The sequence below is a fragment of the uncultured Winogradskyella sp. genome, from assembly GCF_963975125.1.
Lineage (GTDB): Bacteria > Bacteroidota > Bacteroidia > Flavobacteriales > Flavobacteriaceae > Winogradskyella.
The window spans coordinates 1-20,653 of sequence record NZ_CAXBGB010000038.1; the positions used below are offsets into that span (position 1 = coordinate 1).

Annotated in this window: 20 protein-coding genes; 12 read left to right on the forward strand and 8 right to left on the reverse strand. The window is 31.9% G+C overall.

Annotated features, from left to right (window positions below; translation table 11 throughout):
- Window positions 1-278: carboxypeptidase-like regulatory domain-containing protein (locus AAC053_RS07205; protein WP_339754674.1), on the reverse strand; the 278-nt coding region annotated here is incomplete at its 3' end.
- A gap of 214 nt (window positions 279-492) precedes the next feature.
- On the opposite strand from AAC053_RS07205, the gene AAC053_RS07210 reads away from it, so the two are divergent.
- From AAC053_RS07210 to AAC053_RS07235, 6 genes are all read left to right on the forward strand, one after another.
- Complete coding sequence (locus AAC053_RS07210; RefSeq protein WP_339754676.1) at window positions 493-1,095, forward strand: ribonuclease HII; 603 nt, start codon at window positions 493-495, stop codon at window positions 1,093-1,095.
- 197 nt (window positions 1,096-1,292) lie between these two features.
- Window positions 1,293-3,665: a ribonuclease HII gene (locus AAC053_RS07215; RefSeq protein WP_339754678.1), complete on the forward strand. Its 2,373-nt coding sequence runs from the start codon at window positions 1,293-1,295 to the stop codon at window positions 3,663-3,665.
- Between the two features lie 314 nt (window positions 3,666-3,979).
- A complete protein-coding gene (locus AAC053_RS07220; protein ID WP_339754680.1) occupies window positions 3,980-5,029 on the forward strand; it encodes a nucleoid-associated protein in 1,050 nt (349 codons plus the stop codon).
- A 180-nt stretch (window positions 5,030-5,209) separates the two neighbouring features.
- Entirely contained in the window at window positions 5,210-5,434 is a 225-nt protein-coding gene (locus AAC053_RS07225; protein ID WP_339754683.1) for a hypothetical protein, read from the forward strand.
- A gap of 239 nt (window positions 5,435-5,673) precedes the next feature.
- Window positions 5,674-6,123: an SRPBCC family protein gene (locus AAC053_RS07230; protein ID WP_339754686.1), complete on the forward strand. Its 450-nt coding sequence runs from the start codon at window positions 5,674-5,676 to the stop codon at window positions 6,121-6,123.
- A gap of 14 nt (window positions 6,124-6,137) precedes the next feature.
- Window positions 6,138-6,602: a VOC family protein gene (locus AAC053_RS07235; protein WP_339754689.1), complete on the forward strand. Its 465-nt coding sequence runs from the start codon at window positions 6,138-6,140 to the stop codon at window positions 6,600-6,602.
- A gap of 55 nt (window positions 6,603-6,657) precedes the next feature.
- On the opposite strand, the gene lipB is transcribed toward AAC053_RS07235, so the two are convergent.
- Together lipB and AAC053_RS07245 are read right to left on the reverse strand one after the other, a co-directional pair.
- Window positions 6,658-7,356: a lipoyl(octanoyl) transferase LipB gene (lipB, locus tag AAC053_RS07240; protein ID WP_339754692.1), complete on the reverse strand. Its 699-nt coding sequence runs from the start codon at window positions 7,354-7,356 to the stop codon at window positions 6,658-6,660.
- A gap of 227 nt (window positions 7,357-7,583) precedes the next feature.
- Window positions 7,584-7,742, reverse strand: a complete 159-nt coding sequence (locus AAC053_RS07245) for a YqaE/Pmp3 family membrane protein (protein WP_339754694.1) — start codon at window positions 7,740-7,742, stop codon at window positions 7,584-7,586.
- A gap of 242 nt (window positions 7,743-7,984) precedes the next feature.
- On the opposite strand from AAC053_RS07245, the gene lysS reads away from it, so the two are divergent.
- From lysS to AAC053_RS07260, 3 genes are all read left to right on the forward strand, one after another.
- Complete coding sequence (lysS, locus tag AAC053_RS07250) at window positions 7,985-9,673, forward strand: lysine--tRNA ligase (RefSeq protein WP_339754695.1); 1,689 nt, start codon at window positions 7,985-7,987, stop codon at window positions 9,671-9,673.
- A gap of 154 nt (window positions 9,674-9,827) precedes the next feature.
- Window positions 9,828-10,808 carry a hypothetical protein gene (locus AAC053_RS07255; protein WP_339754698.1) on the forward strand — a complete coding sequence of 327 codons (981 nt, stop codon included), beginning with the start codon at window positions 9,828-9,830 and terminating at the stop codon, window positions 10,806-10,808.
- 91 nt (window positions 10,809-10,899) lie between these two features.
- A complete protein-coding gene (locus tag AAC053_RS07260; RefSeq protein ID WP_339754744.1) occupies window positions 10,900-13,389 on the forward strand; it encodes a zinc-dependent metalloprotease in 2,490 nt (829 codons plus the stop codon).
- A gap of 567 nt (window positions 13,390-13,956) precedes the next feature.
- Here AAC053_RS07260 and AAC053_RS07265 read toward each other — a convergent pair.
- The 4 genes from AAC053_RS07265 to yiaA all read right to left on the reverse strand — a co-directional run bounded on the left by AAC053_RS07265 (window position 13,957) and on the right by yiaA (window position 16,706).
- Complete coding sequence (locus tag AAC053_RS07265; protein WP_339754700.1) at window positions 13,957-14,664, reverse strand: alpha/beta hydrolase; 708 nt, start codon at window positions 14,662-14,664, stop codon at window positions 13,957-13,959.
- A gap of 73 nt (window positions 14,665-14,737) precedes the next feature.
- Window positions 14,738-15,616, reverse strand: a complete 879-nt coding sequence (locus AAC053_RS07270; RefSeq protein WP_339754703.1) for an alpha/beta fold hydrolase — start codon at window positions 15,614-15,616, stop codon at window positions 14,738-14,740.
- A 208-nt stretch (window positions 15,617-15,824) separates the two neighbouring features.
- The gene (locus AAC053_RS07275) at window positions 15,825-16,121 is read right to left on the reverse strand and encodes a hypothetical protein (RefSeq protein ID WP_339754706.1); all 297 of its coding nucleotides are present in this window, start codon (window positions 16,119-16,121) and stop codon (window positions 15,825-15,827) included.
- A gap of 93 nt (window positions 16,122-16,214) precedes the next feature.
- Window positions 16,215-16,706 (reverse strand): inner membrane protein YiaA, encoded by a 492-nt coding sequence (gene yiaA / locus AAC053_RS07280; protein ID WP_339754708.1) that lies wholly within the window; start codon window positions 16,704-16,706, stop codon window positions 16,215-16,217.
- A gap of 152 nt (window positions 16,707-16,858) precedes the next feature.
- Between yiaA and AAC053_RS07285 the strand changes: the two genes are divergently transcribed.
- The 3 genes from AAC053_RS07285 to AAC053_RS07295 all read left to right on the forward strand — a co-directional run bounded on the left by AAC053_RS07285 (window position 16,859) and on the right by AAC053_RS07295 (window position 19,318).
- Window positions 16,859-18,358 (forward strand): hypothetical protein, encoded by a 1,500-nt coding sequence (locus AAC053_RS07285; RefSeq protein WP_339754709.1) that lies wholly within the window; start codon window positions 16,859-16,861, stop codon window positions 18,356-18,358.
- A gap of 89 nt (window positions 18,359-18,447) precedes the next feature.
- Window positions 18,448-18,891 (forward strand): Spy/CpxP family protein refolding chaperone, encoded by a 444-nt coding sequence (locus AAC053_RS07290; protein WP_339754711.1) that lies wholly within the window; start codon window positions 18,448-18,450, stop codon window positions 18,889-18,891.
- Window positions 18,892-18,994: 103 nt separating this feature from the next.
- Window positions 18,995-19,318, forward strand: coding sequence for a hypothetical protein (locus AAC053_RS07295; RefSeq protein ID WP_339754713.1), 324 nt, complete (start codon window positions 18,995-18,997; stop codon window positions 19,316-19,318).
- Window positions 19,319-19,366: 48 nt separating this feature from the next.
- Here the strand turns inward: AAC053_RS07295 and hemL are convergent, their stop codons facing one another.
- Complete coding sequence (gene hemL / locus AAC053_RS07300; RefSeq protein WP_339754715.1) at window positions 19,367-20,653, reverse strand: glutamate-1-semialdehyde 2,1-aminomutase; 1,287 nt, start codon at window positions 20,651-20,653, stop codon at window positions 19,367-19,369.

Consider the following 20,653-nt stretch of genomic DNA (forward strand, 5'->3'; position numbering starts at 1 on the left):
TATGTGTTACTTGCTCCTATTGTAACTTCAGAAGGTTCCATACCTACATAAGAAATTACTAAAATATCACCTTGATTGACCTTAATAGCATACTTGCCATCAAAATCTGTTTGTTGACCTCGAGCGGTCCCTTTTACAATTACACTAGCACCAGGAAGCGGTAAGCCGTCTGAAGCAGTTGTAACTGTACCTGTGACAGTTTTCTCTTCTTGTGCGAAAGAGAATTGCATCACGAACGCCATAAAAAGCGTTAATAACCATGTTAATTTTAATTTCATAAAACAATTATTTGAGTTAGTCTAGTTGCAAACATCTTAATTAAATATTAAATAAGCAAGTGTTTTTGCCAAAAAAATGTTAACACTTTCACTAATCTCTATACTAACCATCTAAATCATTATTTCAATGTTTTAGACATTTTACTCAATAAATAGATGTAAAAACTGTGAAAGGGTTGCGTTAAAATTTTAACTTTGTTCAAATTTTAACATTTTGACTCTTAAAATTCAATTTTCCTCCTTTGATTTAGAATGCGGCACAGATGAGGCTGGCAGAGGCTGTTTGGCTGGCCCTGTTACTGCAGCAGCCGTAATTTTACCGCTTTCGTTTAGTAATAGTCTATTAAACGACTCTAAACAACTTTCGGAAAAAAATAGAAATATTTTGAAACCGATTATTGAAACTGAAGCTACATCGTTTGCGTTTCAACACATTAATGAAACTGAAATTGATAGCATCAATATTCTAAATGCGTCCATAAAAGCGATGCATTGTTCTATCACAAAGCTAAAAATTACACCTAATTACATTATTGTAGATGGTAATAAGTTTAAATCTTATAGAAATATTCCGCATAAAACCATCATTAAAGGTGATAGTAAATTTTTAAGCATTGCAGCTGCATCTATTTTAGCTAAAACATATAGAGATTTATATATGGAGAAAATTCATAAAGAATTTCCTATGTATAACTGGAAACAAAATAAAGGCTATCCGACTAAAGAACATAGAGCTGCAATTAAAAAATATGGCATTACTAAATACCATAGAAAATCGTTTAGGTTATTACCAGAACAATACCGTTTAGATATATAATACCTACTTAACCTCAAAATGCGCCTATAATTCCGTCTCTTTTCCACACATATTTCAATATAAAAATAGAAACATAGCCATAGCTATGCTTATATTTTCTATTTCAAAAGAATAAAGAAAAATCAAATTATTAATACAACATTTTAAAATTAAAATAGGTGTAACTTTTTATATTTGTATTCTCAATATCATTTTTAATGAAGCGACTTGGTTTTTTATTGGTTTTATTTTCCTTTCTATTGGCTTGTAAGAAAGACTACAGCAAAATAAATCATCCATATAAATTTATCCCAAACGAAACCTCTGCTGTTATTCAGGTTAATGAATTAAACGACTTTATTAATAGTATTGAAAACCATGAGATCCTTTCTGGCATCTATAATAAGGAGTTAAAAAATGTTTCAAATGTTTTAAAAAACCTCAACACAACACAACAGGTTTTTATCGCTTTTACAGAATCAGCTCAAAACCAATCGGATTACTTAATCCTTACCAAGAATGACTCTGTACTGTTTGTGGTCGATTCTATTTCTAATTCTCTTTCAGAATCCTTGGTAGATTTCAAAATTGAAAAAACTCAAATAGATTCAATAATCGTATATCATAAAGTTATAGGAAATATATTTGCTGGCTCAAATAATCTTGAAGTTTTAAAAAAACTGAATCTAAAAAAAGAAAACACTGAGCTTAGTAAACTAATTGAAACTAGCGATAAAAAATCTGTGGCTTCAATCGTTTTTAAATCAGACTCGCCAGATTATTCAAAACTACTTTTTTTAAACTTTGGCAACAAACAGATTAATACCAACTACAGCATTTTAGATTTGAATTATACCAGTAAGAGTCTACAATATAATGGCATCCTATCTTCTAATGATTCTATTTTAGATTATCTAGACAGTTTTAAAAAAACGATTCCTCAAAAAACAAATACACCAAAGTTAGCACCTTATAATACGAGTTCATTGGTTAGCATTTCGTATGACGATTTTTCAGTATTCAACAAAAACCTAATTCAATTTAGAACACAAACACGAGATAGCACGACAACATTTTTAAATTTCACTAATGAAATTGCTTTAATAGACAATGCCGTTTTACTTTATACCTTAGATCCAAACTTAATTTTAGAATCTATTGAAGAAAAATCTAATATTGATACGTTTAGAGACATAGATATTTATCAATTTGGTGATCCACAATTTTTTAAATCACGGTTACTACCATATATAAGCTATGATAATTCTGAATTCTTTACGGTTTATAACAACTTTATCGTGTTTTCAAACTCTATAGAATCCATAAAATTTATACTTACTAATGCGCTCAATAATAATACACTAGCAAATTGGGATGCATTTAAGAGTATCAGTAAAAATTTAAGTGATGAGGCTTCTTTATTTATTTTCAAAAATTCTGATGGTTTATCCGAAATTTTAGAACAAGACATAAAAGGTTATAATGCTAACGCTGTTCAGTTTATATACGACGACAACTATGCTCATGTCAATGGAGTTATTCAAAAATTCAAAAAAAGAGCAACAACAAACTCAGTTACTGAAGCTTTTTCTATACAACTTGATGCAGAACTTCTTACCGCACCTCAAACACTAAAAAACCATGTGACCAAAGCGCATGATATTGCTGTACAGGACGTGAATAATGTCCTATACCTCATTTCAGATTCTGGTAATACGCTTTGGAAAAAACAACTACATGGCAAAATTCTTGGTGATATTAAGCAAATAGACATGTATAAAAATGGAAGGTTTCAAATCGCTTTTGCAACATCTAATCGGCTTTATATTTTAGATAGAAATGGCAATGATGTTTCTTCTTTTCCACTGAAATTTAATGATGTCATTACACAACCGCTTTCGGTTTTTGATTATGATAAAAGAAAGAACTATAGATTGCTAATAACGCAAAGTAAAAACCTTTTAATGTATAATGTTAAGGGTAAATCGGTCTCAGGGTTTAATTACAAAAATAATGGTTCGGATATTGCGTCTCAGCCAAAACATTTTAGAATAGGGAGTAAAGATTATATTGTCTTCGGAGCTGGTGAAACTTTAAAAATCTTAAATAGGCAAGGCAAAGTTCGAATTAATGTAAAAGATAAAATTCGTTTCTCTGATAAAAATATTTACTTATACCAAAATAAGTTTACTACTACAAATACACTTGGCCAACTAATACAAGTGGATACAAGAGGGAAATTGAACACTAAGAATTTAAACCTAACTGGCAAGCATTATATCGCAACTACTAGTAAAACTTTAGTTGCCTTAACTGAGAACAGACTTATTATTAAGTCTAGAACCGTAGATTTAGATTATGGTGACTATACGGCACCGAAAATCTTTTATATTAATGATAAAATCTATATAACTACAACAGATTTGCAATCTAAAAAAGTCTATCTTTTTGATAGCCAAGCTAAGTCTATTCCTAATTTTCCAGTTTTTGGAACTTCTACTGCAGAATTACAGAAGTTAGATAATGAGAATGGCTTAGAACTCATAGTAAAAAGTGATGCTAAAAGCATAGTGGTGTACAAATTGCATTGATTTTATCATCAATTATACATTTTATTTTTTAGTATCAATAGTTATTCTTAATTTTATACGACTATTAATCAATTACTTAAAACGAAACACCCATAGTATTAAAAAAATATTCTTTCGCTTTATTTCTTCAGTTTTCACAGCCCTAAGTGTAGATATATAAATGTGTAAATGAAGTATAAAATTTATGAAAATATAACGATAACCAAATCTAAAGTCCTCGAGTCTGAAAACGCCAAATTTATTTTGGCGTTTTCTTATTTTTAACCATACCGTTTTGTAGTATTGTAAACTCGAATTAAGACATTTCTACACTTATGATAAAAAGACATAAAGCCTCCATAAAAAGTTGTATTATTCATAAAGTTGGTAATAAATTTAATGGTACAAAAAACGCCTTTTCAGATGCCATTGTAGATTTTGATGAAGCAACTTACAACTTAATGCTACCTTATCTTTTAAAACCTTTTGTTAGCGTTTCAGAAAGCTATCGTTTTCATCATCATAGTGATGTTGGTCTCAATGAAATCAATACATACAGCGAACAATTATTTAAAGATGAAGTTGATTTTGTCGACATTTCAAAACATATCGTAACACATCTATTTGAACAAAGCAATTCTGCACAAATAAAAACAGGAGATGTGCTTATTTGCCATTTTGAAAACGTGCAATACGAAGACTATTTTACGGATGCTATTGGTGTTTTTAAAATTGAAAATAAAATAGATTTTTTTCAAACTTATTTAGAGCAAAATAGTTACGATATTTTAATACAAAAAGGCATACAAGCCAAGAGGGTTGATAAAGGTTGTTTAATCTTAAACACCTCCGATATGGAAGGTAAAATTGTCTTTAGTGTAGATAATAATACTTATGACACACAATATTGGATTAAAAGCTTTCTAAACATTAAATACCCAGATGATAGCAACCAACATACCAAGAATTGTATTGAGCTTTGTAGAGAGTTTTCTAAGGAAGTTTTACAACCTAATTTTGGCGGTCAAGAACAGAGTAATTTCTTAGCAAAAACGGTAGATTTTTTCAAGGAAAATGAGATTGTAAATATCGAAACCTTTAAAGAAGAAGTTTTTGATGAAGAAGACCATATTCAATTATTTGAAGACTATAAAAAAAGCTACGAATCTGACAATAAAGTCCTAATTAGAAACCAGTTTGATGTCTCAGAAATTGCTTTAAAAAAGCAAAAACAAAAGATTAAAACCGAAATAAAACTCGATACCAATATACAGATAAAACTAGATGTAGATACACCAGATGCAGCTGCAGAGTACCTAGAACGCGGCTACGATGAAGAAAAGAAAATGCACTTTTATAAAGTGTTTTTTAATGAAGAAACTTAGCTCTACTTTCTAAAAATTCTCAACTAATTTAGTTAACGTGTGCTGTTCCAATAATTATCGAGATTATTTCAGTAGCGATTAATAAAAAACATTGTGCGTCATTAAAATGAAAACTAGTTTAAGTATAATTCAGACTTATCTAACCACAACTGTAGTATATTGCATTTATAAATTATATTTATGAAATTAAACCTATTATCTTGTAATGCTCAGAGACCAGATAGAAGAGCGATAGCCAAATGTATTGCAGAAATTTCATCTAACATTGATGGATCATTGTCCAATGAACTTACAGATATTCTATTAGAAGGAGACCCTGTAGATATTGAGATGGAAGACAGAAACTCTGGTTCTGCTTTAAGAGCTTTGCGAAAACTAAATATAGACTACGAAATTATAGAATGAATCAAATTACTAACAAAAATTTTTCTTAAAATCTCATTTTACGATTTATTAAAATTGATGAGATTGAGATTTTAAGAATGGTTAGTTTTTCAAAAAACGAACGCATAACTTTCTGAAAATTTTCTACTAACTTCGTTTAAAGTTTTTTGTCAGCAGTTACGTAAACAAAACTTGAGAATACTTATAAGTGGCATTCGTACAGTCGGGTTACGGTTAAAAATTAAAAAAAGAGAATAGATATGGAATTATCAGTATTTGTAGAAATTAAAAAACCTATAGAAGATGTTTGGAAAGCTATTATAGATTTTAAAAATTGTTCAAACTATATTGAAAGTATTGTTAAACTTGAAATCATTGACGAGCCTAAAGACACTTTAATTGGGTTTAAATGGAAAGAAACTAGAGTGATGTTCGGTAAGGAAGCTGTAGAAACAATGTGGATTACAGACTATGCTGAAAATGAATATTATCAAACTAGAGCTGAGAGTCACGGATCTATATATAAATCACGAATATCAATAGAGCATGTAGGAGAAAACACGAAGTTAACAATGTCTTTTACTGCAGAAGCACAAACTTTCTTCGTTAAGGTATTCTCAAAATGTATGGGTTTCATGATAAAAGGTTCAATGAAAAAAGCCTTAATAAAAGATTTAAATGATATTAAAACCCATCTTGAGTCTAAATAAATAATATTAGAATTATGATAAAATCGCACATTTATCCAGGCGGACAAACCGTTAATTGCTATTTAAATATCAAGAATTGTGTTGAAGCAATTGAGTTTTACAAAAAAGCCTTTGGTGCAGTTGAAAAACTTCGTTTGGTAATGCCAGATGGGTCAATTGCACATGCTGAAATTATAATTGAAGGGACACTAATCATGATGGGTGAAGAAAATCCTGATTGGGGAACCCAAAGCCCATTGAGTTTAGGAGGGAGCCCTTTAACCTTGAGTATTTATGTTGAAGACGTGGATGCATCCTTCAAAAAAGCGATTGAAGCAGGTGCTACGATGGTTATGCCTCTGAAAGATGAATTTTATGGTGACAGAATTGGGCAAGTAGTAGATCCTTATGGTTACAAATGGGGAATCGCTACACATATCGAAGATGTTAGCCAAGAAGAAATGCAGACAAGAATGGATAAACTTTTTACAAAGGAATAAATAACTTCTGGCAACAATGTATATGCGGTATTAAAAAGACCGCTTATACCAACTGTTAAACGAACCTAGCCTCAAACAAAACTTCAAAATGCTTCAAAAGCTTTCGTTTTACATCAGCTTCATCAACATTTGTTACACTTAATTCGTTATTTAATGATGTCACTGCTTTTCCTCTAATACCACAAGGTATAATATTGTCAAAATAGCCTAAATTAGCATTTACGTTTAGCGCAAAACCATGCATTGTTACCCAACGGCTTGCTCTAACTCCCATAGCACAAATCTTGCGAGCAAATGGAGTGCCAACATCTAACCAAACACCTGTTTCACCAGGACTACGCACGGCTTTTAAACCATATTCACCTAAAGTTAAAATAATAATTTCTTCTAAAAAACGCAAGTACTTATGGATATCTGTAAAGAAGTTATCTAAATCCAAGATTGGATAACCTACTATTTGTCCAGGACCATGATAAGTGATATCTCCACCTCTATTAATTTTATAAAATGTAGCCCCTTTTTGTGTGAGTTGAGATTCGTTAAGAAGCAGATTAGACATATCTCCGCTTTTACCCAAAGTATAAACGTGAGGATGCTCTACAAAGAGAAAATGGTTATCGGTTTCTAAACCGGCTGCTTCCCTTCTATTTTTAATTTTAGTGTCTAAAATATCTTTAAAAAGCACTTCTTGGTAATCCCAAGTGGCTTTAAAATCTTTAGTCCCTAAATCTTGGAGTTTTATTGTTTTATTCATCTACAACTTCACATTTGCGTCTAATACCATTGAATTATTTAAGATATTCTACCCAATTCCTTTTGTAAGTCACTATTCTTCGATCTTTAGAAAACTCAGCTGAGCAATTCTCATTAAACACAATAGATTATGTATCGTTACAGCTAGTTAAAAACCAATAGCTATTAATAAAAAGACATTTTTTTTATTTGTGCCTTACTGAATCAGTAAAGCACAAAGATACAGAATTATCGGTCAGGATTATTCAAAATAACTAATGCGGCAATCACTCCTGGAACCCAACCAAAGAGCCATAATAAAAAGGTAATAAGAATAGAACCACAGCCTTTGTCTATAACCGCTAAAGGTGGACAAATAATGGAAAGTATAACACGCCAGATACTCATATTATCGTTTGATGATTTAATGTACAGATATGACGTAATTAGGTTGAATTTGTTACACTAATTTAACCTAAGTAGTTTCAAACTATTTTAAAATTATGTAGTTACGTTCTATGTGATTATGGATTTTAGCTTTTCACTATTATTTGTAGCTCAATATTCTTTTAGTTAATAGTTTGTTATATCTGGATTTGTTTCTCTAATTTTTCTAAATAGTGTAATTTTGCAATTCTAAAATAACAAGAATGCAACTTTCAGAACAAGAATTAGTACGACGCGAAAAGTTAGAAAAATTACGTGCTTTAGGGATTAATCCTTATCCAGCAGATTTATTTCCAGTAAACCATACTTCTAAACAGATTAAATCTAATTTTGAAGAAGGTAAACAGGTCATTATCGCAGGTCGTCTAATGGCTATAAATATCCAAGGAAAAGCTTCATTTGCTCAATTACAAGACAGCGAAGGTCGTATTCAGGTATATTTTAATAGAGATGAAATTTGTGTAGGAGAAGATAAATCGTTGTACAATGATGTTTTTAAAAAGTTACTAGATTTAGGAGATTTTGTTGGTATAGAAGGTACGTTATTCACAACTCAAGTAGGTGAAAAAACGGTTATGGTAAAAGATTTTAAATTGCTTAGTAAAGCATTAAAACCTTTACCTATACCAAAACAAAAAGACGGTAAAATTTACGATGCTTATACAGATCCCGAGTTGCGTTACCGTCAACGTTATGCAGATTTGGTTGTAAATCCACATGTTAAAGAAGTATTTATAAAACGTACAAAACTATTTAATGCTATGCGTCAGTTTTTTAATGATGCTGGTTATTTTGAAGTTGAAACACCTGTTCTACAGCCTATTCCTGGTGGAGCTGCGGCACGTCCATTTATAACACATCACAATAGTTTAGATATTCCATTATACATGCGAATTGCTAACGAATTATATCTTAAACGTTTAATCGTTGGTGGTTTTGATGGAGTATATGAGTTTTCTAAAAACTTCCGTAACGAAGGTATGGACAGAACTCACAACCCTGAGTTTACAGCCATGGAAATCTATGTGTCTTACAAAGATTACAATTGGATGATGGAATTCTGCGAACAACTACTAGAGCATTGCGCTAATGAAGTAAACGGAACTTCTGAAGCAATTTTTGGCGAGCATAAAATTAACTTTAAGGCACCTTATAAGCGTATTACAATGCGTGATTCTATTTTAGAATTTACAGGTTTTGATATTTATAATAAATCTGAAGACGAAATAAGAGTCGCTGCAAAACGGATGCACATTGAAGTGGATGAAACCATGGGTAAAGGCAAGCTGATTGATGAGATTTTTGGCGAAAAATGTGAAGGGAATTATATTCAACCAACATTCATTACAGACTATCCTAAAGAGATGAGTCCTCTATGTAAAGAGCATAGGGAAAACCCTGAATTAACTGAGCGTTTTGAGCTAATGGTTTGTGGTAAAGAAATTGCAAACGCTTATTCTGAGTTAAATGACCCAATAGACCAACGCGAGCGTTTTGAGCACCAATTAAAATTGGCTCAAAAAGGTGATGATGAAGCCACTGAGTTTATAGATCACGATTTTTTACGTGCTTTAGAATACGGAATGCCACCAACCTCTGGAATGGGAATTGGAATGGATAGGTTGATTATGTTTTTAACTAATAATCAGAGTATTCAAGAAGTATTATTCTTCCCACAGATGCGACCAGAAAGAAAGCAAGTTGAATTGAGTGATAATGAAAAAGCAATTTTTGAAGTTTTAAAACCACAACAACGTATGGACTTAAATGTTCTTAAATCACAATCTGGCTTAAGCAATAAAGGTTGGGATAAAGGCATTAAAGGCTTAGGAAAACATGGCTTAACTAAAGTTGAAAAGACTGATGACGGTTTGTTTGTAGAGGTGGCTTAAAATCTAATACATAGAAATTTTTAAAAGAGGGAATTATCGAATGATAATTCCCTCTTTTCAATTTAGTATGATCTTAAACCGATAAAAACTTGCGATTTAAATCAAAAATATTAATTTCACAACCAGCTATAAATCAGAAAAATTGCCCTAAAAGATGAAAAAATATTTTATTTTATGCCTTACTGCGCTATTTGCGTTTTCATGTGAAAATGATGATTCAGTTACTCCAATTGTTGAGTCTGCTGTTGTTGCAGAGTTTAAGACAAACTTGTCTGAATTAAATTTATTTACTGGAAATTTAAATGACCTAAATATTACTCCTCTAGCTTTTAAATACCAACTCAGCACCACATTATTTTCTGATTACGCCAATAAACAACGTATCATCGCGTTACCAGAGAATACAAGTATGCAGTTTAATGGTGATGGCTTGCCAATTTTCCCTAATAACACAGTTATAGCCAAAACATTCTATTACAACACAGATGAACGTGATTTATCTTTAGGAAAAACCATTATTGAAACTCGCGTACTTATTAAAATTAATGGAGATTGGGAAACCGGAGATTATAAGTGGAATTTAGAACAAACTGACGCCGTATTAGATCTCAATGGCAGTGAGTTACCTGTAACGTGGATTGATGCAGAAGGAGCTACTAATTCTACTACTTATAAAATTCCATCCAACACGGATTGCTTTACTTGTCATAGTACTTTTGATAATACAACGCCTATTGGCCCTAAACTTAGAACCATGAATTTTGAAATTAATGGTGTTAATCAGTTACAAGATTTTGTAAATAATCAGCAATTAAGTGGCCTACCTAACATTTCTTCAGTTGGAGACTTACCAAATTGGGAAAACACATCTCTACCATTAGAAACTAGAGCGAGAGCATATTTCGATATTAATTGTGCCCATTGCCATATTACAGGAGGCTTTTGTGATGACCAATCGACGTTAAATCTGGCTTATGAAACCCCTTTGAACGACAGTAATATTGTGCAAAGAAAAAATAGTATTCTCTTTAGAGTTTCAAATTACAATCCTGGTGTCAGTATGCCATTTATTGGTACAACTATGCTTCATGATGAAGGCGTAGGTTTAATCCAAGTTTATTTGGACACTCTTTAAGAATCACGTTAAAAAAATACTAAAATCAGTTTCAATTTTAAAAGATTCTTAACAGAATCCGTATTTTCATCAAAATTTAATAAAACCGACTATTTTGAAACAATTATCAATCAAGTTATTCCTTGTAATAACTGCATTTTTAGCTTTTTCGTGCTCTACTGCTAAAAAAGCGAGTAAATCCAAAAAAACTGACGCCACAGCAATGGCAAAACCAGCAGCGAAAAAATCTGGTAAAAATGACCCAAAACCTTATAAAGAAGTTATTACTAAAGACGCTAAAAGTGATGTAGGTCTGTTTACAGTTCATTCTTTAGATGACAAGTTCTTTTATGAGATACCAGACTCTCTATTTAATAGAGAAATGCTTATGGTTACTCGTATTTCTAAAACTGCCTCTGGACTAGGTTTTGGTGGCGGGAAGCAAAATACTCAAGTTTTACGTTGGGAGAAAAAAGGAAAAAAAGTGATATTACGAGTTGTTTCATACAACGTCGTTGCTGCAGACTCTCTTCCTGTTAACGAGGCCGTTCTTAACTCTAATTTCGAACCTGTTTTATATACATTCCCAATTAAAGCCTATAGCAAAGACTCTACAAGTACTGTAATTGATGCGACTCCTTTATTTGAAAAAGATGTAAAGTCTTTAGGCTTACCACAGTTTAGAAGAACACCTTACAAAGTATCACGATTAGAAAGTGATAAATCTTTTATTGAAAACATTAAAAGTTACCCGAGAAATATTGAAGCACGTCACGTAAAAACTTATGCTGCCGGACGTCCACCATCTAACTCTAGCACTGGAAGTATTTCTATAGAAATTAATAACTCTATGATTTTGTTACCAGACAATCTTATGAAACGTCGCTATTTTGATGAGCGGGTCGGGTGGTTTGCAAGAAGCCAAACAGATTACGGACAAGAAGACCAGAAAAGTAAATCTTTAACATTTTTAGACCGCTGGAGATTAGAAGTTAAAGATGAGGATATTGAAAAATTTAAACGTGGTGAATTAGTTGTACCGAAAAAACAAATTATTTATTACATAGACAGAGCTACTCCAGTTAAATGGAGAAAATACATTAAACAAGGTATCGAAGATTGGCAAGTGGCCTTTGAAGCCGCAGGTTTTAAAGAGGCTATTATTGCTAAAGATCCTCCAACTGTTGAAGAAGATCCGGAATGGAGCCCTGAAGATGTGCGTTATTCTGTAGTACGTTATTTAGCGTCACCAATCCCAAATGCTAATGGCCCTCACGTAAGTGACCCAAGAACTGGTGAGATTTTAGAAAGTGATATTAACTGGTACCATAATGTAATGTCCTTATTACGTGGATGGTTCTTTGTACAAACTGCGGCAATAAATCCAGAGGCTCAGAGTCCACAATTTAAAGATGAAGTTATGGGACGATTAATTCGTTTTGTATCTTCTCACGAAGTTGGTCACACACTAGGCTTACCTCATAACATGGGAAGTAGTGTTGCCTATCCTGTAGAAAAGTTACGTGATGCTGAGTTTACCAAAAAATTTGGTACTGCACCATCAATTATGGATTATGCTCGTTTTAATTACGTTGCACAACCTGGCGATGAAGGTGTTGCATTAATGCCAGATATTGGCGTGTATGACAAATATGCTATTGCTTGGGGTTACAAACCAATTTTAGACAAAACTTCAAAAGAAGAAAAGCCTGTTCTTAATCAATGGATTATGGACCATGCTGGAGATCCAATGTATCGTTTTGGGCACCAACAAGCTGGTGATGTCGTTGACCCTAGTTCTCAAACTGAAGATTTAGGTGACGATGCTATGTTAGCTAGTGACTATGGTATTAAAAACTTAAAGCGTATAGTACCTAACCTAATTGAGTGGACTACAGAAGCTGGTGAAGATTATGATGATTTACAAGAAATGTATGGTCATGTAATATCACAGTTTAACCGTTACATGGGACATGTTTCTAATAACATTGGTGGTGTTTACGAGCATTACAAAGCTGCTGACCAAGAGGGTGCAGTTTATACTGCTGTAGCTAAAGATCACCAAAAAGAGGCAATGGCGTTTATTCAAGAAAATTTATTTACTACACCAGAGTGGTTAATTAATAAAGATATTTTTGACCGTATAGAGTTTACTGGTTCTGTTGAGCGCGTTCGTGCGTTACAAGCAAGAACTATCAATAACATACTGAGTTTAGGAAAAATGCAACGTTTGACAGAAGCACATACTTATGATAGTAAAGCTTATGCTCTAATTGAAATGATGAGAGATCTACGTACAGGTGTTTGGAGTGAATTACGTAATGGAAAGAAAATAGATACGTACAGACGTAACTTACAGCGTGCACATATCGATAGATTGGCATACCTAATGACCGCTAAAAACCAAAGCGGAAGAACATTTAGCCCTTATGTTAAAGTGACTGCTGTTAATACAAGTCAGTCAGATATTAGAGCTGTTGTAAGAGCAGAATTAAAATCATTGAAAAGTTCTCTTAGAAATGCACGTGGTGGTGACGCGATGAGTAGAATACATATAGCTGATGCTATTGAGCGTATTAATGATATTTTAGATCCTAAATAATATAAACTACAACACCAATTAAAGAGGCTTCAGGTTAACCTGAAGCCTCTTTTTTTCTGAAGATAAATTATATTTAGTATCAATGAATGAGTTCAATCAAAAAGCTTTGTACTATTGTCATACACATCCTAATTTGTTTTTACAAAAGAAATGTAAAAGTTGCAAACGAGGTATGTGCCATACTTGTATATATAATAACGTAGATTATTGCCAAGATTGTTTATCTCAACAAAAACGGTTTAGCAGTAATTATAAAGACAAAAGAGAAATAAGTTCAACTTTAATTGCAACGCTAATTATAAGTACAATCATATCTATTTTGGTCTTTTACAACAAATATAATCTTCCTGATTATTCATTAACCGAGAGTCTTTTAATTATCTTTTTTGCAACCCTAACAGTTGTTAGTTGCTATTATATGCTAAGAGAAACTGATTTACTTAAAAGCGTTGGCAAAATCCCATTTATTGGTTTTAAATTATCAATATTTCTTTTAGTTTTAATTTTAGTAACAGGATTACCAATTTTATATATGATATTTAAGATTACTTTATTAATTAGGACAAATTATTTTAAACGCTGAAAAATAACATTTTCATAAGCCTCATAATTAATTAAATCATTATGACTACCACCTTCTATAGTTATAAATTTCAAATTATCTAAACCTAATTCCGAAAGTTTCTTACCTGAAGAATATGGAACGATACTATCATCAGTGCCATGGATAATTGTTATTGGGCATTTTGCTTTTGGTAAATATTGAAATGTTGGGAAATTATATTTTAAAAGTTGATTTACAGGAAACATTGGGAAGCGCTGCTTGGCGATGTCTAAAATACTGTAATAAGGTGTTTCTAAGATAAGTTGCCTTGGCTGATTTTTTGAAACTAAGTAAGAAGCAATTCCTGTTCCTAATGATCTTCCGTATAAGGTAATTTCTTTTTCAGAATAATGCTTTAAAAGATAGTCATAACAAAACTGAGCATCTTTATAAAAGGCTTGTTCACTTAATTTTCCAGTGCTTTTCCCATAGGTTCTATAATCCATAACTAAAACATCATATTGCATAGCTACAAAATATTCTGTGATTTTTCCCCATCGACTTAAGTCACCAGCATTGCCATGAAAATATAGTATTACACCTTTAGGATTATTCACTTTAAAATGGAGTGCGTTTATTGTAGCATTATCTTCCGTTTTAAGAAACAACTCTTCAAAAGGATAGTCAAACTGATATTGATAATTTTGCTCTAAAGTTGTTGGTAAAAACAATAATTTTTTTTGAAAAAAATAAAGTGCAGAACCTATCATAACGTATAAACCGAAAAGAACAATTACGAACTTTTTAAGCTTTCTTTTTAGTTTTTTTTGAACTGTGTATGACATTGATACTTGTGGTTTCTAAATCGATTGTTTTTGGTTGACTATTGAGTATATCATCTAACATTGTGTGATAGGATTCAAAATTATTTAAATTCTTGTGCCCACCTCCAATAACGGTATGCAACTTAGTGAGTTTTGGACTAACCTGAGATAACTTTACGCTCGATTTATAAGGAATTAACTTATCGTGAGTGCCATGAATAATATGAATGGGACATAGCACATATTTTAACCATTTGTAGGTTGGTAAAGGATATTTTAATAATAATGATAATGGCATAAATGGTGCGTAGCGTGCTGTTACTTTGGTTAAACTATAATAAGGCGCATCTAAAACCAGCATTTTCGGGTTATTCATTGATGCGAGCTTAGTCGCAAAACCAGAGCCTAATGAGCGACCGTAAAGAATAATTCGGTCTTCAGTGATTTGTTCCTTTAGTTTATTGTACACCAATTGCAAATCGCGTTTAATGGCTTTTTGAGAACGTTTACCTGTACTCTTTCCAAAACCACGATAATCTACCATCAACACATTATAACCATGTCTGGTAAAATCTACCGCAAACTTTCCCCAACCTTTAATGCTTTTAGAATTTCCTTTGAGATATAAAACAACACCTTTGCTTTCTCCTTTAGGAAAAAAACGTAAGCCATTAATTACAGCTCCATCTCTGGTTATTAGGTTATATTCTTTGGTTTTTTGATTTTCGTAATCGAACTGAAAATTCTTAGGTAGTTTTTCAGGCTTAAATAACATATAATCTTGCAGATAGTACAGTGCAATGCTAATTGCGATGTAAATAACTAAAATTAAAAGTATAGTTGAAACCCAGTACGACATGAAACTTATGTTTATTCTACAAGATAGGAAAATTAAATATTACGAATATTTCATAAAAACATCTGCAAATGAATCTTGATTTACAACTATATAATAAAATAAAGCACCTAGAAACCCATGCAATAGACCGAGTGCATAACAGTTTTCATCTTTTATATAACAATATGATACATTATATAGACTAGGTCAAAATTGTAATGATTACATATTAGCTTGTAAAAAAACTCATCCAAGTCAACCCAATTGAAGGTATTAAAATCAATATGGTAATAAATGAGTCGCTTTTTATTTTAAAAGCATTTTTGATATAGACCTTACAAGCAAATACTAATAAAATAGGCTGAGTTACTAAAAAGAGAATTGAAAATAATTCTTGTAAAACACCAATAATTACAAAATTTAATTTCAAATACACATTCTTTATATATAAAAACAAAAAGAATAAAGAAGTTAAAACACTTAAATAGAATATCACTCTATTTGAATTGGCAGTCTTGTCTTTCATAATAATTATAGTTAAGTGAATCTAATTTTAAAACCTCGCAGCAATAACAATAATCCACGAGGTTTTGGGTTACTAACTAACCGATCATCAAAACTAGTCTTCGTTTTCTTTAGTCTCAATTTCTTTATCGATATAAGCCACATCTCTAGTATTCTTTTGCACTGCAATTGCGGCGAAGAGACTTAGCGTAAACGACATTCCATAAAATCCTTTTTCACTTAATTCTAAATCGGCATTCCATAATCCTATAACTAATAAAACTATTGCAGCGATTGTGGTAACCCAACTAATCCCATAATACATCTCAGTGACTTGGATATCTTCTAACTTATCTCTAACTGCTTTTTGCACTGAGATAACTGAAAATAAACCAAACAGTAAAATTGTAAAGTAATAGCCCTTTTCATTGAGCTCCATTGTTGCATTCCAAAGCCCTACACAATAAGAGACCATACCTATGAGTAATGCTGTCCATGATGCGCCTATAAATGCAGGAGTCGGTTTATGGTTGTAGACTTTCTCTTCTTTATTATTTTTTTTTACTTTCTTTTCCTCTTTTAAAGACACTGTTGTTTGATAATTCATAATGTTTTGTTTTAATGATTACAGTGCAAATCTGCGATAGAAACCAATAATAACAAAATCAATTTTATCTGTAAACTGACGATATATTTTATAATATAATTTACGTATTTTAATAAATTAAGTAAATTTATACGTATTTTAATGACGACTAAATGATAGACATAAAATCTATAATCAATACGTTAAACTCCGAAGAACAACAAAAATTCGTGGCTTATCTGCATCAAAAAAACAAAAGAAAAGACGCAAAAAATATTCAATTATTTAAACTATTAGCTAAACCAGACAGCGACTCTAAAGTTATTTGTAAACAGCTGTACAAAACTAAAAAAAGTAATGCTTATCATGCTCTTAGAAAACGATTGTTTCAATCCTTAATTGACTTTACTGCAAATAAGAATCTAGAAAACGAGAATTCTATAGACATGCAGATTATTAAATATATTGTTGCTTCTCGCACGTATCTACTTCAAAAGAATTACGACATTGCCTATAAAATTTTAGACAAAGCAGAACACTTAGCGGACGAACATTTACTATTCCCAATTCTTAACGAAATATATCATACAAAAATTCAGTATGCATCAGATTACCCAAAAGTTAATCTAGACACTTTAATTTCTAAACAAAACGAGAACCAGAAAAAGCATCAGCTAGAAGACCAATTAAATATGATTTATGCCAAACTGAAGACTACTTTAAATGCTATCAATTATCAAGGCAAGGTTATCAACTTTGAAACTGAGCTTAACGAAATTCTTAAAGCTTCTAAAATAGAACTTAACAAATCGCTCTCATTTAAATCCTTATACCAAATTTTAGCTATTGCAAATATTTCTGCTTTAGTAACCACTAAATATTTTCAGATTGAAGATTTTGTACTTAAAAGCTATGATATTCTGAAAAGTAAAAAAGAAACTGACAAACAGTTGTATTACCAAATACAAACCGTTTACATAATTGCGAACACACTTTTTAGAAACAAAAAGTTTGAAACTTCTTTAATATACATCAAAGAGATGGAACAACTCATGCAACTTAAGAGACATGTGTATCAAAAAGAATTCATTCTAAAGAAAACATTAGTAGAAGCTTTAAATCTCAACTTCTTAAACCAACAAGTAGAAGCCATATCACTTATAGAAATCATAATTGTGAAGAAGCACAATGACCTCGAAACCTTATTAGACTTACATCTTACACTTTTAATGTTTTACTTTCAGAAAGAGAACTTTGTCAAAGCAAAATCAGTTTTATCAAAATTCTATCATACAGATCAATGGTATATTGAAAAAGCAGGAATCGATTGGGTGATTAAAAAAAATATCGCGGAACTATTACTCTATATAGAATTACAAGAAGATAACTTATTATACTCTAGATTAAAGAGTTTTAAACGTCGATACACAGATTACCTAAAGCAAATAGGGCAGATTCGCATTCTTAAATTCTTAAATTTTGCAGAACAGTATTACAAAAAGCCAGAACTTGTACTTACTAAAAATTTCAAAACTAAACTCGAGGCATCCTTTAAATGGACTACAGTAAAAGAAGAGGATATTTTTGTTATGACTTTTTATGCTTGGCTAAAAAATAAAATTGAACAAGGCAATCTATACAAAACCACTCTTAAGCTCATAGAAAAGCCATAACTGTTAAAATATGTGTTAAAAACAAATTCTTATTTAAACTTTACAAATCTACCTAAGTCTAACCTAGCATAACATAAAACAAATAAAAAATGAAGAAGTTACTAGTAATTGCCTTAGCACTTTTCACATTAAATGGTGTGGCACAAGAGAAAAAGGAAAAATCCACAGACCGTCATCACAAAATGGAATTAAGAGAAGAAATGACACCTAAGGATATCGCAGATTTAAAAACGAAAAAAATGACATTGCGATTAGACTTAACTGACGCACAACAGAAAAAAGTACACAAACTAATCTTTGAACAATCTAAAACAAATCAAAGTTTAAGAAAAGAACACAAAGCTGCTAATGGTGAAAAGAGGGGAAAACCTTCTAAAGATGAACGCCTAAAAATGCAAAATCACAAACTAGATCAATTGATTGCTATGAAACGAGAAATGAAGACGATTTTAACTCCAGAACAGTATGCTAAGTTCGAAAAAATGAAACCTAAAAAGCATAAGAGAAAAGGAAAAGGCGGTAAAAGAGCATAATTGAAATTCTTTTCACAAGAAAAAGTAGCGCTTAGACGCTACTTTTTCTTTTTTTTTGAATAAAATTGTTATTTTAGCATACGAATTAATTAAACTATCCATAATGAAAAAGGTAATTACACTATGTTTGTTCGCTTTTGCAATGATTTTGGGAACACAATCTGTAATGGCGCAATCTACAATTGAAATTAACGCTGAAGCAGCAGAAAAAACTGAAGCGCTAAGAAAGTATATAAAATTTGATAATGTACAGCGTGATAATATTTATATCGCTCTAAAAACTTATGGAGAACGCAATGCACGTCTCGACAATGAAACAACAAACCCTAAGGCTGTTGCAAAAATTGAAAAGAAATTAGATGATAAAATCAGAACGATTTTAACTGAAGAACAGTACGATCGTTATAAAACATTCTTAGAAGAATAGTTAAACAAACTAATAATTAAAGTCTCGCAAATTGCGAGACTTTTTTATTCATAAATCTTTTGCTATGTCTTCGACTGCCGCAATAGTTTCATTTAAATCTTGGTAGGTAAGTGCATCTGTAATAAACCAAGTTTCAAAAGCACTTGGAGCAATATAAATGCCTTTATTCAACATACCATGAAAGAACTTTTTAAAGGTCTCATTATTTCCTTTAGCTGCAGAATCAAAATCAACGACTGCATCTTCTGAGAAATGCACAGAAATCATGGATCCAATTCTATTAATAGTATGCGTCACTTTATTCTTATTTAAGGCATCAGCTATACCGTTATGAAGATATTTTGTCTTCTCCTCTAACCTATTCATTAAACCTTTGTCTGCCATAATAGACTTAAGCATAGCCAAGCCAGCTGCCATTGCTAGTGGATTTCCACTTAATGTTCCTGCTTGGTACACAGGTCCAAGTGGAGCTAAATGATTCATAATTTCATTTCTAGCTGCAAAGGCACCAACAGGTAAACCACCACCAACAACTTTTCCAAAACAAACAATATCTGCATTAACACCCATTAACTCTTGCACACCACCTTTAGCTAATCTAAAACCAGTCATTACCTCATCAAAAATCAATAAGATACCATTAGCATTACAAACAGCTCTTAATCCTTCGAGAAATCCATTTGCAGGAGGAATACAGCCCATATTACCAGCAACTGGCTCTACAATAATTGCAGCTATTTCATTGGCATTAGCTTCAACAAGCTCTTTTACATTTTCTATATCATTATATCTAGCCAACAAAGTATCTCTTGCTGTTCCTAGAGTAACACCTGGACTGTTAGGAGTTCCGAAGGTTATAGCTCCACTTCCAGCTGCTATTAAGAATGAATCACTATGACCATGATAGCAACCTGCAAACTTTATGATTTTGTCTTTTTTAGTAAATCCACGAGCTAATCTAATAGCACTCATACATGCCTCAGTACCAGAATTAACAAAACGGATTTTATCAATATTTGGCACCATAGAAACAGCTAACTCAGCAATTTCAGTTTCCAGAGCAGTTGGCATTCCGAAAGATGTTCCAGCTTTAGTTTTTTCAATTACAGCATCTACAACTGGCGGAAATGCATGACCAAGTAACATTGGTCCCCAAGAATTTATATAATCAATAAAGCGGTTTCCATCTTCATCATATACATAAGCGCCTTTTGCCGATTTAGCAAAAATTGGTGTTCCTCCAACAGCATTAAATGCTCTTACCGGAGAATTAACGCCTCCAGGAATAACGTCTTTCGCAGCTTTAAATAAAGCACTACTTCTTTGATATAACAT

What these genes read in the sequence shown, in the direction of transcription:
- AAC053_RS07215 (WP_339754678.1), top strand. Translation starts at nt 1,293, where the DNA reads ATGAAGCGACTTGGTTTTTTATTGGTTTTATTTTCCTTTCTATTGGCT.
- AAC053_RS07220 (WP_339754680.1), top strand. Translation starts at nt 3,980, where the DNA reads ATGATAAAAAGACATAAAGCCTCCATAAAAAGTTGTATTATTCATAAA.
- AAC053_RS07225 (WP_339754683.1), top strand. Translation starts at nt 5,210, where the DNA reads ATGAAATTAAACCTATTATCTTGTAATGCTCAGAGACCAGATAGAAGA.
- AAC053_RS07230 (WP_339754686.1), top strand. Translation starts at nt 5,674, where the DNA reads ATGGAATTATCAGTATTTGTAGAAATTAAAAAACCTATAGAAGATGTT.
- AAC053_RS07235 (WP_339754689.1), top strand. Translation starts at nt 6,138, where the DNA reads ATGATAAAATCGCACATTTATCCAGGCGGACAAACCGTTAATTGCTAT.
- lipB (WP_339754692.1), bottom strand. Translation starts at nt 7,356, where the DNA reads ATGAATAAAACAATAAAACTCCAAGATTTAGGGACTAAAGATTTTAAA.
- AAC053_RS07245 (WP_339754694.1), bottom strand. Translation starts at nt 7,742, where the DNA reads ATGAGTATCTGGCGTGTTATACTTTCCATTATTTGTCCACCTTTAGCG.
- lysS (WP_339754695.1), top strand. Translation starts at nt 7,985, where the DNA reads ATGCAACTTTCAGAACAAGAATTAGTACGACGCGAAAAGTTAGAAAAA.
- AAC053_RS07255 (WP_339754698.1), top strand. Translation starts at nt 9,828, where the DNA reads ATGAAAAAATATTTTATTTTATGCCTTACTGCGCTATTTGCGTTTTCA.
- AAC053_RS07270 (WP_339754703.1), bottom strand. Translation starts at nt 15,616, where the DNA reads ATGTCGTACTGGGTTTCAACTATACTTTTAATTTTAGTTATTTACATC.
- AAC053_RS07275 (WP_339754706.1), bottom strand. Translation starts at nt 16,121, where the DNA reads ATGAAAGACAAGACTGCCAATTCAAATAGAGTGATATTCTATTTAAGT.
- yiaA (WP_339754708.1), bottom strand. Translation starts at nt 16,706, where the DNA reads ATGAATTATCAAACAACAGTGTCTTTAAAAGAGGAAAAGAAAGTAAAA.
- AAC053_RS07285 (WP_339754709.1), top strand. Translation starts at nt 16,859, where the DNA reads ATGATAGACATAAAATCTATAATCAATACGTTAAACTCCGAAGAACAA.
- AAC053_RS07290 (WP_339754711.1), top strand. Translation starts at nt 18,448, where the DNA reads ATGAAGAAGTTACTAGTAATTGCCTTAGCACTTTTCACATTAAATGGT.
- AAC053_RS07295 (WP_339754713.1), top strand. Translation starts at nt 18,995, where the DNA reads ATGAAAAAGGTAATTACACTATGTTTGTTCGCTTTTGCAATGATTTTG.
- hemL (WP_339754715.1), bottom strand. Translation starts at nt 20,653, where the DNA reads ATGTTATATCAAAGAAGTAGTGCTTTATTTAAAGCTGCGAAAGACGTT.